Genomic DNA, 11,882 nt, shown 5'->3' with positions numbered 1-11,882 from the left:
TTAAGTCGTCGGCAGCGTCAGATGTGCATAAGAGACAGGCACCGCAGCCCGCAGCTCCCCAGCCGTACGCCCAGCCGGCGGCGCCCCAACCGCAGTACGCGCAGCCCCAGTACACGCAGCCCGCACCTCCCCAGCCGTACGGTCAGCCGGCACCCGCGCCGCAGTACCCGCAGACCGCGCCTCCCCAGCCCTACGGGCAGCCCACGCCCGCCCAGCAGGTCCCTGCGCCGGCCGCTCCTCCCGCCGAGGTGAGTCTCACCAAGAACCGCCCGGTCAGCCTGGTCAAGGGCCAGAAGGTGACCTTGCGCAAGGAGGGCGGCGTCGCGCTGACGTTCCTGCGCATGGGCCTCGGATGGGATCCGGTCGAGAAGCGCGGCCTGTTCGGCAACCGCTCGGTGGACATCGACCTCGACGCCTCGGCGGTCCTGTTCGCCGACCACAACATCGTCGACGTCGCGTACTACGGACAGTTGACGTCGAAGGACGGATCCATCCAGCACCAGGGCGACAACCTCACCGGTGAGGGCGCCGGTGACGACGAGGTCGTGCTCGTCGACCTGACGCGGATCCCGCCGCACGTCAACACCGTGATGTTCATCGTCACCTCGTACAAAGGCCACACGTTCGAGCAGGTCAGGAACGCGTTCTGCCGCCTCGTGGACGGCACCACCAACGCCGAGCTGGCCCGCTACACGCTGCAGGGCGGCATGCCGTTCACCGGCATGGTGATGGCGAAGGTGTACCGGCAGGGACCGGAGTGGAAGCTGCAGGCGATCGGCGAGGGCATCCAGGCCAAGCATCCGGGTGAGGCCGCGCCGCAACTCGGCCGGTTCCTGGCGACGTAACCGATGGCCGTCGAGTTCCGGGCGGGGCAGAACGCCCCGCTCGCGACGCCGTCGGTCCGCTTCACGGCGACCGCGTCGGTCCCGGTGGATCTGTGTGCCCTCGTCGTCGACACCCACCTGCAGGTGGCGTCGTCGCAGGACGTCGTGTTCTACAACCAGCCGCAGACCGCGGGTGTCCGGCTCGACGGTGACGCACTCGTCGTCGAACCGGGGCGGTTGCGGCCGGACGCCGACAGGGTGCTGTGTGCCCTCGGCACCGAGCAGGTCACCCCGGTGGACACCACCCTCACCGATACTGCGGGCACGCCGCTGGCGACGTTCCGCATCGAACCGGTCGCCGGAGAGACGGCGCTGCTGTGCTGGGAGATCTACCGGCGCGGCGGCGACTGGAAGATCCGCGCGCTCGGGCAGGGCTATGCGGGTGGCCTGGCCGAGTTGTTCACCGCGCACGGCGTCGAGGTCGACGATCCCGAGCCGGCCACCCCGCCCGCGCCGCAGGAAGTGCCGCCCCTCGAAACCGGGGCGACGTGCGTTCGGATGTGGCAGATCTTCGAGGACGCCTCCCGGTCGGCCGCGGCATACGTCTCGGCGCACGAGTACGCGCATCACCGGCTGGACGAGGAACTGTCCGCCGCGGTCGCCGATCCCTCGGCCCGCACAGGTGACGCCGCCGAGCAGGCCCGGGCCCGGGCGCATCGGCGCTGTGACGAGCTGATCGCCGCGGCCGAGGTCCGCTACACCGACGATTCCGAGCAGCTGATCTCCGAGCTGGCTGCGCTCGAAGGGGCGCTACCGGCGGCGCTCGCCTCGTGGGATGCACCCGCGTGGCGGCGGCCGGGTGAGGCCGCGGACGGCGTGCGGATCGGCGAGGTCACGGCACCCGACCGCGGACCGTTGCGGGTGCCGTTCTGTGTCCCCGTGCCGCTGGGGCGGCCGTTGTGGGTGGACGGTGACGCCGAGGCCGCTGCCCCGGTGGCGTCGGCGCTCGCGCTCCGGCTGCTCGCATCGCGGCCGGGTTCCCTCCTCCACGTCGTCGATCCGGCGGGTGCGATGCGGCAGCTCACCGACCTCGCCGGCTCGCTCCTGGCCGGTCCGCCGGTCCACGAGGTCGCGGGTGTCCGTGCGAAGCTGAAGGGTCTCGCCGACGCCGCGGACCTGGATGCGCTGGCCGCGTCCGCGGGCGACGCGCACCACCCCGAACCGCGGGTGCTGGTGGTCTCCGGTCTTCCACACGGATACGGCAGCGACGACCTCCTGCACCTGGTCCGCCTGACGCAACTCGCTGCCGCACAACAGATTTCGCTTGTCATGACGGGCACGGAGGACGAGGGCGTCGACAGCCCGGCGTATCGGATCCTCGCCGAGGCCGCCCAGCACGTCCCCTCGGACGAAGGCCGATTCGTCGATCCGTGGACCCGGACCGACTGGCAGTTCGTGTCCGACACCGGGCCGTCGGATCCGGAACGGATCCGGGCCGTGGTGCGGTCGCTGGAATGCCGCCGGCAAGAGATATAGGTCTTCCCTAACGGTTCGTGCGGCGCCCCGTCTTTGTGGTCGAGGCCACCGTGATGGTCGACTGGGCTGTGCGGGCCCGACCGGGTTCGTGACAAATCACGGGGACCGGGAGCTTCCTTTGTCAGGTGGACTGCTGTCGAGTGGGCTGCATCTTCCCAATCGCATTCGGCACTTCGCGGCCGAGCGCCCGAACCGTCCCGCGTTGACCGCCGGCGGGACGACCCTGACGTACCGCGAGTTCGACGAGTACACGAACAAGGTCGGCTCGGCACTCGCCGCGATCGGGTCCGCGTCGGGGCGCGTCGGAGCGCTGCTGCGCATGAGCCTGCCCGGCGCTGCCATGTTCGTCGGGTGCACGAAGGCCGGCTTGGTGTTCACCCCGCTGAACTGGCGCCTGACGCCGGACGAGGCCGCCGCCATCGCCGAGGACGCACAGCTGGGCATCCTCGTCGTCGACGCCGACTTCGCCGACGCCGCCCGGGCGGTCGCGCGCGTGCTGCCCGACGTGCACATCGTCGTCGTCGGTGACCCCTCGGTCGTTCCGGGCGCACAGTCCTGGGAGCAGTTCGTCGAATCCGGCGACGGAATCGACCCCGGATTCGGCGACGACCCGGAGTGCGAAGCACTGCAGCTCTACACCTCCGGCACGACCGGCCGCCCCAAAGGCGTTGTGTCCGTGCACCGCAACCTCTACAACGTGCCCGAGAACTTCGAGCTCTACGAGTTCGGCGACGACTCCGTGTCGCTGAATGCGCTGCCGCTGTTCCACATCGCGGGCGCCGGATGGATGAGCACGAGCCTGTCCGCAGGACTGCACCTGGTACTGCTCGGCGAGATGCGTCCGGCGCTGGTCGCCGAGGCGATCTCCGAATACGGCGTCACCCACGCGTTCCTCGTCCCGTCCGCGATCGGCATGCTGCTCGAGATGCCGAATCTCGCGGACTACGACCTGTCGAGCCTGCACCTCGTCGCGTACGGCGCATCCCCGATCACGCCGGCACAGCTCGCCCGCGCGATGGACACCCTGGGTTGCCGGTTCGTCCAGCGCTACGGGATGACCGAAACCACCGGTGCGCTCACCGCCCTGCGCGCCGACGACCACGATCCGCACGGTCCCCGCTCCTACCTGCTGCGTTCGGCCGGTACCGCGCTGCCCGGGGTCGACGTGCAGATCCGGGACATCGCCACGGGGGAGATCCTGCCGATCGGAGCGACCGGTGAGATCGTCTGCCGCTCGCGCAACAACACCGTCGGATACTGGCGGCGGGACGCCGAGAACGCCGAATTGTTCACCGAAGACGGCTTTCTGCGTACCGGGGACGCCGGCCATCTCGACGAGCACGGCTATCTGTTCGTCACCGACCGCGTGAAGGACATGATCATCACCGGCGGGGAGAACGTGTACCCGATCGAGGTCGAATCCGTTCTGGCCGAACATCCTTCGGTTGCGGAGGTCGCCGTCGTCGGTCTGCCCGACGACAAGTGGGGCGAGGCCGTCACCGCCGTCGTCCGCATCGCCGAGGGCGCCCCCGTCCCCACCGAGGCGGAACTGCTGCAGTTCACCGTCGAACGCCTCGCCTCCTACAAAAAGCCGCAGCACATCCATTTCGTGCCGGAACTGCCGCGGAACGCGAGCGGCAAGATCCTCAAGCGCACCCTGCGCAGCACCTTGGGTACGCGCGTCCCCGGAGCGCAACCATGAGCGTCACCGACGACATCGGCGTGCTGCAGCGCGAGGCGTGGGCGGCCGGAATCCTTCCGCCCGTCGAGCAGGTCCGGGACGGCCTGTGGTCGATTCCCGTTCCCATGCCCCGCAATCCGCTGCGGTACGTCCTCGTCTACGCCTTTGCGATCGACGACGGTCTCGCCCTCGTCGATGTCGGCATGGACACCGAGGAATCGTGGAACGCCCTGGTCGACGGCATCGCCGAAACCGGTCACCACATCTCCGACGTCCGCTATGCCGCGATCACCCATCTGCATCCGGATCATTTCGGTCTGGCTCCGCGCCTGCGCGAGACGACCGGTGCCGTCCTCGCGATGAACGCTGCCGAAGCCGCGGCGCTCGGACACTTCACCCCGGCCGATGTCGCTGCGGAAGCCGAGGCGTGGCGGGTGGACATGACCGAACTCGGCGCACCTGACGAGGTCGCCGAGGCACCGCGCTTCGAGATCGTCCGGTTCCCGGCCGGTGAGTCCGCCGACGTCGTGCTGTCCGGCGGGGACCGGCTCGACCTGCCCGGATGGAACATCGAAGCGGTCTGGACGCCGGGCCACACCCCCGGCCACCTGGCGTTCCTGGACCGCGACCACGATCTGCTGTTCAGCGGCGACCACATGCTGCCGCGGATCAGCCCGAACATCTCGTCCGGTCCCGGCGAGCTGGAGAATCCGCTCCACCGCTACCTGCTGTCGCTGCACGCGACCACCGCGCTGCCGGAATGCGAGGTGCTGCCCGCCCACGAGTACCGGTTCCGCGGTGTCGCCGACCGCGCGCGCCGGCTGATGGCACACCACGACGAGCGGCTCGACGAGATCCGTTCGGCCGTCGACGCGCACCCGGAATCCACCGCGTGGGAGGTCACCACGCGCATCACGTGGTCGCGACCGGTCGACGTGATGTCCCCCCGCCTGCGGCGTCTCGCCGTCCGGGAAACGCAGGCGCACCTCATCGTTCTCGCCGACCGCGGTGAGATCCGTTCCGACGGCGGGGTTCCCGCACGATGGTCACTCGTCCGCACAGACACGAAGGAAATCTGACATGAGCGTTGTCCTGACCGAATTCTCCGACGGTGTAGCCGTTTTCACGCTGAACCGGCCCGAAGCGAAGAACGCCGTCGATCTGGAGGTCTCGAAGGCGCTCGCCGCCGCGATCGACGAGTTCGAAGCTCGCCCGGACCTGACCATCGGCATCCTCACCGGTGCCGGCGGAACGTTCTGCGCCGGAATGGATCTGAAGGCGTTCGCTCGCGGTGAGCGTCCGTCGATCCCGGGTCGCGGTTTCGGTGGTCTCACCGAGGCACCCCCGACCAAGCCGCTGATCGCTGCCGTCGAGGGGTGGGCGCTGGCCGGTGGCTGCGAGCTCGCCCTGTCCGCCGACCTGATCGTCGCCTCCCGTGAGGCGAAGTTCGGAATCCCCGAGGTCAAGCGCGGTCTGGCGGCCGCCGCGGGTGGCCTGCTGCGCCTGCCGAAGATCCTCCCCTACCCGCTGGCCATGGAGATGGCGATCACCGGCGATCCGCTCACGGCAGAGGTCGCCCACCAGCACGGCCTCGTCAACCGACTCACCGAACCGGGCGAGGCCCTGGCCGTGGCGAAGGAACTCGCCGCGCGCGTCGCCGCGAACGGACCGCTCGCCGTGCGCGCCACCAAGCAGGTCGTGGCGATGTCCGCCAATTACACCGACCCCGACGCGTTCGTCGCGCAGCGCAAGTTCATCGAGCCGGTCTTCGCCTCCGCCGACGCCCAGGAAGGTGCCCGCGCGTTCGCCGAGAAGCGTGCACCCGTCTGGAAGGGCGAGTGAGTTTGCCCGGCATCGCGGTGGAGCGGGACGGCGCGGTCGCGACCGTCACGCTCCACCGTCCCGATCGCAAGAACGCGATGACGCTCGACTCGTGGACCGCGCTGCGGGATGCCTTCCACGAGCTTCAGCGCGACGACTCGGTGAGGGCGGTCGTCCTCACCGGCGCGGGCGGCAACTTCTGCAGCGGCGCCGACATGGACCGGCGCGACAGCATGCATCCCCTCGAGCGCATGCGGGAGGTCAATTCGGCGGCACTGGCGGTCGCGGAGTTCTCGAAACCGGTGATCGCGTCGGTCGAGGGCTATGCGGTCGGCGCCGGCTGGAACCTGGCGTTGCTGTGCGATGTCGTCGTGGCGTCCCGTACCGCGAAGTTCAGCCAGATCTTCGCTCGGCGCGGCATGTCCGTGGACTTCGGCGGCTCCTGGATCCTGCCGCGCCTCGTCGGCCTGCACCAGGCGAAACGGCTGGTCATGCTCGCCGACATCGTGGACGCCGAGGAGGCGTTCGCGCTCGGGCTGGTGACAGAGCTGGTCGAACCCGCCGACCTCGGTACCCGAACGATCGAGCTGGCCGTCCGGCTGGCCGAGGCGCCGCCCGTCGCGGTGAGTCTGTCGGCACGTCTGCTGGAGGAAGGCTCGACGTCGACGCTCCGCGAAGCCCTCGACAACGAGGCCCGATCCCAGGCCGTAAACCTCGCGACCGACGCGCCCGGCGCGATCCGCGCGTTCGTCGAGAAGCGTCCTCCGGCGTTCACCGGTAACTGGCAGGTTACGTGATCGCATAGGATAGCCGCGTGGACCTGCATCTCGTGACCTACTTCGTCGCTGTCGTCGACCACGGTGGGATCACGAAAGCCGCGCAGTCCCTCTACATCTCGCAACCGTCGCTGTCCCAGGCGATCCGCACGCTCGAGCGCCGCCTGGGCACGACGCTGTTCGACCGCACCGGTCGCCGCCTGACACTGACCGACGAGGGTAGATCCTTCGAGGTCGCCGCACGCCGCATCCTCGCCGACGTGGACCGCGCGAAGAGCAAGGTCGCCGCGGTCCGCGAACTCGCCGCCGGCCGCATCGAGATCGTCACCTATTCGGCGTTCTCCATCCACCCCGTCATCGAGCTGGTGCGTCGCTTCCGCAGCCGCTATCCCGGCATCCTCGTGCGGGTCGTCGCCACCGACGGCCCGGCCGGCGTGCACACCGCGCTGCGGCGCGGGGAGGCGGAGATCGGTGTGACCGACCTGTCCGTCGAACACGCGGGCATGATCACCGTGCCGGTGGTCGAGCAGGAACTGGTGCTCGCGGTACCGCCGAACCTCGCCGACGGCCTCCCGAATCCGGTGCCTCGTTCGCTGCTCCCCTCGATCCCCCTGGTCGTCGACCTCACGAACCGGACCGACGCGATGCAGTCGGGGGAACTCACCGACGGCAAGGACCTCGACATCGCGGTCGACTGTGCGCATCCCTCGGCCACCTGGGAACTGGTGATGCGGGGAACCGGCGCGACGATCGCTCCCCGGCAGGTCGCCGAAGCACAGATGCCCACGGCCGCAGTGCGGTCGCTCGATCCGCCGATGTCGCGGCCGGTGGGCCTCGTGCTGCGCGCCGGGGAACCGTCACCGGCGGCCGCCGCGTTCGTCGCGATCGCCACCAACGGGACGACGGGAGCGTAGTCGCACATGGAATTCCGACAGGTCGAATACTTCCTCGCCGTGGTGGAGAACGACGGCATCAACGGTGCTGCGGCCGCGCTCGGCGTCGCACAGCCGACGGTCTCGCAGGCGCTGCGCAGCCTCGAACGCGAACTCGGCGTGCAGTTGTTCCACCGGATCGGACGCGGGATGGTGCTCACCGCGGCCGGGCACAGCCTCATCGGCCCGAGCCGCCAGATCCTGCGCGATGTGGGAGGCGTGGAAGACCTGTTCACGTCGCTGGAAGGGGAGATCACCGGCCGTCTCGACATGGCGGTGTTCCCGGCGCTGGCGATCGACCCGCTCGTCGATCTCGTCGCCCAGTTCCGCAAGGCCCACCCGAAGGTGGCGGTCCGGTTCGGGGAGTTCCGCGCCGAGGAGACCGCCGCCTCGCTCATCCGGGACGGTCACTGCGAGTTCGTGGTGTCCCACCTCCCGATCGAAGGGGGCTACGGACTCGAGGTGATCGAGCTCGGCGAGCAGGAGTACTGGCTCGCGTATCCCCCGGGCACCGACCTTCCGGAAGGCCCCGTGCCGCTCGCCGCCATGCCGGACATTCCGATGGTGCTGGTTCCCCGCGGCGGCGGCGCGATGGGTGACAGCATCGACTCCGCGATGCGGCGGGCCGGTGTGCGTCTCGACGTCGGCGTGGTGACCGATCATCGCGAGGCCCGGCTGCCGATGGTGCTGGCCGGTCTCGGTGGTTCGCTCGTCGAACGGCAACTCGCGGAATCCGCGCAGGACCATGCGGTGGTGCGGCCCTGCGACCCCACGTTCACCCGCGCGTTCGGGCTCGTGTTCGATCCCGATTCGTTGTCGGCGGTGGGTCAGGCGTTCGTCGACCTGGTGCGGTCGGCGAACGCCTGACCCGGCTGCCTGCGTCGGATCAGGCCACGCGCTCGAAGATCGCGGCCAGGCCCTGCCCGCCGCCGATGCACATGGTCTCGAGCGCGTAGCGGCCGTCGCGGCGGTGCAGCTCACGCGCGAGGGTCGCGAGCATGCGCCCACCGGTCGCGCCGACCGGGTGGCCCAGCGAGATGCCGGAACCGTGGATGTTGGTGCGCTCGAAGTCCGACTCGGTGAACTTCCACTCGCGGGTGCAGGCGAGCGCCTGGGCCGCGAAGGCCTCGTTCAGCTCGATGACGTCGACGTCGGCGAGGGTGATGCCCGCCTTTGCGAGCGCCTTCTCGGTCGCCGGGACCGGGCCGATGCCCATGATCTTCGGTGCGACGCCGGCCAGACCCCACGAGACGATCCGCACCAGCGGGGTCAGCCCCAGCTCGGCGGCCTTCTCCGGGGTGGTGACGATCGCCATCGACGCGGCGTCGTTCTGGCCGCTGGCGTTGCCGGCGGTGACGGTCGCCTCGGGGTCCTGCTTGCCCATGATCGGCTTGAGCGCGGCGAGCGACTCGAGGCTGATGTCGGCGCGCGGGTGCTCGTCGGTGTCGATGACCTGGTCGCCCTTGCGGCTGGTCACGGTCACCGGGACGATCTCCTCGGCGAGGATCCCGTTCTTCTGGGCGGCGACGGCCCGCAGGTGCGAGTTCAGGGCGAGCTCGTCCTGCTCGGCGCGGGAGATCGAGTACTCGCGGCGCAGGTTCTCCGCGGTCTCGATCATGCCGCCGGGCACCGGGTAGAACTTGCCGCCGGCCGTCTCGCGAGCACGGACCAGACCGTCGTGCATCCGCACACCGGTGCGGGCGCCGCCCCAGCGCATGTCGACGGAGTAGAACGCGGCGTTGGACATCGACTCGGCGCCACCGGCGACCACGACGTCGTTGTCGCCGTTGCCCACCTGGAGCGCGGCCTGGATCACGGCCTGCAGACCCGACCCGCAGCGGCGGTCGATGTGCATGCCCGGCACGGTGATCGGCAGTCCGGCGTCGAGCGCGACGACGCGACCGATCGCGGGGGCCTCGCTGTTGCCGTTGCAGTGGCCGAGGATGACGTCCTCGATCGCGTCCGGTGCGATCCCGGTCCGCTCGAGCAGACCCTTCAGCGCCGCAACGCCGAGGTCGACTGCGGTGAGGGACTTGAACATTCCGCCGTAGCGGCCGATCGGGGTACGAACCGGTTCGCAGATGACTACGTCGCGCATGATGACCTTTCGAGAGGGAGATGGATGGCGTCGCGGGACGCGATCACATGAAGCGGCCGCCGGTGACCTCGAGGACCGTGCCGGTCATGTAGGAGGACATGTCGGACGCGAGGAACAGTGCGACGGAAGCGATTTCGTCGACCTCACCCGGGCGGCCCATCGGGATCTCGCTCATCTTCTGGTCCCATGCCTTCTGCGGCATGGCCTCGGTCATCGCGGACCGGATCAGGCCGGGCTGGATCGCGTTGACACGCACGCCGTGGTGCGCCATCTCCTTGGCGGCGGCCTTGGTCAGGCCGACGATGCCGGCCTTCGCGGCCGAGTAGTTGGTCTGGCCGACCATGCCGACCTTGCCGGACAGCGACGAGATGTTCACGATCGCACCGCGCTTGGCTTCACGCATGATCGCCGACGCCTTGCGGGTGCCGTGCCAGGTGCCCTTCAGGTGCACCGCGATCACCAGGTCGAAGTCCTCTTCGGTCATCGTCCGCATCGTCGCGTCGCGGGTGATGCCGGCGTTGTTGACGACGACGTCGAGCGAACCGAATCCGTCGACAGCCTCGGCGAGGAGCGTGTCCCAGTCGGAGGACTCGACGACGTTCGCCTTCACGGCACGCGCGACGTCACGGCCACCGAGCTTCTCGGCCGCGGCGGTCGCGGCATCGAGGTCGAGGTCGCCGATGACGACCTTGGCTCCCTGCTCGACGAAGGACTGGGCGATCGCGAAACCGATGCCCTGGGCCCCACCGGTGATGACGGCAGTACGGTTCTCCAGCAAAGACATGCGAATCCTTTCGGCATGCGACCTTCCGAGAGGATCGGTGGAAGGCACACGAGCGGCAGGTGCGGACAGTCCGCACGAGTTGATGATCCGAATATAACGGCGGAACCGTGCCGTCGACCCCGTCGGAACCATCGACAGTGCCTATGTGGAGATACCCCATTCGTATTGGACAGGCCGCCCGGAACGATCGATGGTTGTTGCCATGACCACTTCGTCGACAGCCACCAAGTCCGTTCCGGCCCCCGAGGTCGACGACGACGACTTCCAGGAGATCCTCGCGCAGACGCGTGCCTTCGTGCGCAATGTGGTGGTGCCCCGTGAACAGGAGATCGCCGACACCAACGCGATCCCGGACGACATCCGCCAGGCGGCCAAGGACATGGGCCTGTTCGGATACGCGATCCCCCAGGCGTGGGGCGGCCTCGGCCTGAACCTGCAGCAGGACGCGGAACTGGCCATGGAACTCGGCTACACCACTCTGTCGCTGCGCTCGATGTTCGGCACCAACAACGGCATCGCCGGGCAGGTCCTCGTCAACTTCGGTACCGACGAGCAGAAGGCACAGTGGCTCGAGGGCATCGCCTCCGGCGAGGTCGTCGCGTCGTTCGCGCTCACCGAGCCCGGCGCCGGGTCCAACCCGTCGGGCCTGCGCACCAAGGCCGTGCGCGACGGCGACGACTGGGTGATCAACGGCGAGAAGCGTTTCATCACCAACGCGCCGCTGGCGAACCTGTTCGTCGTGTTCGCCCGCACCCGTCCGGCCGACGAGAACGGCACCGGCATCGCCGTGTTTCTCGTGCCCGCGGACACTCCGGGTGTGCAGGTCGGCAACAAGGACGCCAAGATGGGCCAGGAAGGCGCCTGGACCGCGGACGTCGCGTTCACCGATGTGCGCGTGCCGAACTCCGCGCTCGTCGGTGGCAGCGAGGACGTCGGCTACAAGGCCGCGATGGTCTCGCTCGCCCGCGGTCGCGTGCACATCGCCGCGCTGTCCGTCGGTCAGGCGCAGCGCGCGCTCGACGAGTCGGTTGCCTACGCGGCCACCGCAACCCAGGGCGGCACCCCGATCGGCAACTTCCAGCTGGTGCAGGCGATGATCGCCGATCAGCAGACCGGAGTGATGGCCGGTCGCGCGCTCGTCCGCGACGCCGCGAAGGCGTGGGTCGAGGAGACCGACCGCCGCATCGCACCGTCGGTCGCGAAGCTGTTCTGCACCGAAATGGTCGGCAAGGTAGCCGATCTCGCGGTGCAGATCCACGGCGGCACCGGCTACATGCGCGAGGTTCCCGTCGAGCGCATCTACCGCGACGTGCGCCTGCTGCGCCTGTACGAGGGCACCAGCGAGATCCAGCGCCTGATCATCGGCGGCGGGCTCGTCAAGCAGGCCCAGCGCGGCTGAATCCCGCTGTAACAGAACAACACACAGCCCT

The 11,882-nt window shown here is 69.3% G+C and carries 10 protein-coding genes; 8 read left to right on the top strand and 2 right to left on the bottom strand.

Features of this window, described 5'->3' with window-relative positions:
• Positions 1 to 848: 848 nt before the first annotated feature.
• The 7 genes from M1M07_RS27220 to M1M07_RS27190 all read left to right on the top strand — a co-directional run bounded on the left by M1M07_RS27220 (position 849) and on the right by M1M07_RS27190 (position 8,437).
• Positions 849 to 2,360: a TerD family protein gene (locus tag M1M07_RS27220; protein ID WP_248676176.1), complete on the top strand. Its 1,512-nt coding sequence runs from the start codon at positions 849 to 851 to the stop codon at positions 2,358 to 2,360.
• Positions 2,361 to 2,493: 133 nt separating this feature from the next.
• Positions 2,494 to 4,062, top strand: coding sequence for an AMP-binding protein (locus M1M07_RS27215; protein ID WP_248676178.1), 1,569 nt, complete (start codon positions 2,494 to 2,496; stop codon positions 4,060 to 4,062).
• Positions 4,059 to 5,120: an MBL fold metallo-hydrolase gene (locus M1M07_RS27210; protein WP_248676175.1), complete on the top strand. Its 1,062-nt coding sequence runs from the start codon at positions 4,059 to 4,061 to the stop codon at positions 5,118 to 5,120. Before M1M07_RS27215 ends, M1M07_RS27210 begins: the two co-directional genes overlap by 4 nt.
• Position 5,121: 1 nt before the next feature.
• The gene (locus M1M07_RS27205) at positions 5,122 to 5,883 is read left to right on the top strand and encodes a crotonase/enoyl-CoA hydratase family protein (RefSeq protein WP_197251068.1); all 762 of its coding nucleotides are present in this window, start codon (positions 5,122 to 5,124) and stop codon (positions 5,881 to 5,883) included.
• Positions 5,880 to 6,659: an enoyl-CoA hydratase/isomerase family protein gene (locus tag M1M07_RS27200; RefSeq protein ID WP_248676174.1), complete on the top strand. Its 780-nt coding sequence runs from the start codon at positions 5,880 to 5,882 to the stop codon at positions 6,657 to 6,659. Before M1M07_RS27205 ends, M1M07_RS27200 begins: the two co-directional genes overlap by 4 nt.
• A 17-nt stretch (positions 6,660 to 6,676) precedes the next feature.
• Complete coding sequence (locus M1M07_RS27195) at positions 6,677 to 7,552, top strand: LysR family transcriptional regulator (protein WP_197251067.1); 876 nt, start codon at positions 6,677 to 6,679, stop codon at positions 7,550 to 7,552.
• Positions 7,553 to 7,558: 6 nt separating this feature from the next.
• Positions 7,559 to 8,437, top strand: a complete 879-nt coding sequence (locus M1M07_RS27190) for a LysR family transcriptional regulator (protein WP_197251066.1) — start codon at positions 7,559 to 7,561, stop codon at positions 8,435 to 8,437.
• Between the two features lie 19 nt (positions 8,438 to 8,456).
• On the opposite strand, the gene M1M07_RS27185 is transcribed toward M1M07_RS27190, so the two are convergent.
• Positions 8,457 to 9,668, bottom strand: a complete 1,212-nt coding sequence (locus tag M1M07_RS27185; RefSeq protein ID WP_248676173.1) for an acetyl-CoA C-acetyltransferase — start codon at positions 9,666 to 9,668, stop codon at positions 8,457 to 8,459.
• A gap of 43 nt (positions 9,669 to 9,711) precedes the next feature.
• Complete coding sequence (fabG, locus tag M1M07_RS27180) at positions 9,712 to 10,452, bottom strand: 3-oxoacyl-ACP reductase FabG (RefSeq protein WP_197251682.1); 741 nt, start codon at positions 10,450 to 10,452, stop codon at positions 9,712 to 9,714.
• A 202-nt stretch (positions 10,453 to 10,654) separates the two neighbouring features.
• On the opposite strand from fabG, the gene M1M07_RS27175 reads away from it, so the two are divergent.
• Positions 10,655 to 11,851: an acyl-CoA dehydrogenase family protein gene (locus tag M1M07_RS27175; RefSeq protein WP_197251683.1), complete on the top strand. Its 1,197-nt coding sequence runs from the start codon at positions 10,655 to 10,657 to the stop codon at positions 11,849 to 11,851.
• Positions 11,852 to 11,882: the final 31 nt, after the last annotated feature.

This window comes from Rhodococcus sp. HM1 (genome assembly GCF_023218075.1).
In the GTDB taxonomy this organism is placed as follows: domain Bacteria; phylum Actinomycetota; class Actinomycetes; order Mycobacteriales; family Mycobacteriaceae; genus Rhodococcus.
Note: the sequence above shows the minus strand (reverse complement) of the source record. Positions and strands in the feature narration are given on the sequence as shown.

What these genes read in the sequence shown, in the direction of transcription:
- M1M07_RS27190 (WP_197251066.1), top strand. Translation starts at nt 7,559, where the DNA reads ATGGAATTCCGACAGGTCGAATACTTCCTCGCCGTGGTGGAGAACGAC.
- M1M07_RS27210 (WP_248676175.1), top strand. Translation starts at nt 4,059, where the DNA reads ATGAGCGTCACCGACGACATCGGCGTGCTGCAGCGCGAGGCGTGGGCG.
- fabG (WP_197251682.1), bottom strand. Translation starts at nt 10,452, where the DNA reads ATGTCTTTGCTGGAGAACCGTACTGCCGTCATCACCGGTGGGGCCCAG.
- M1M07_RS27175 (WP_197251683.1), top strand. Translation starts at nt 10,655, where the DNA reads ATGACCACTTCGTCGACAGCCACCAAGTCCGTTCCGGCCCCCGAGGTC.
- M1M07_RS27205 (WP_197251068.1), top strand. Translation starts at nt 5,122, where the DNA reads ATGAGCGTTGTCCTGACCGAATTCTCCGACGGTGTAGCCGTTTTCACG.
- M1M07_RS27185 (WP_248676173.1), bottom strand. Translation starts at nt 9,668, where the DNA reads ATGCGCGACGTAGTCATCTGCGAACCGGTTCGTACCCCGATCGGCCGC.
- M1M07_RS27220 (WP_248676176.1), top strand. Translation starts at nt 849, where the DNA reads ATGGCCGTCGAGTTCCGGGCGGGGCAGAACGCCCCGCTCGCGACGCCG.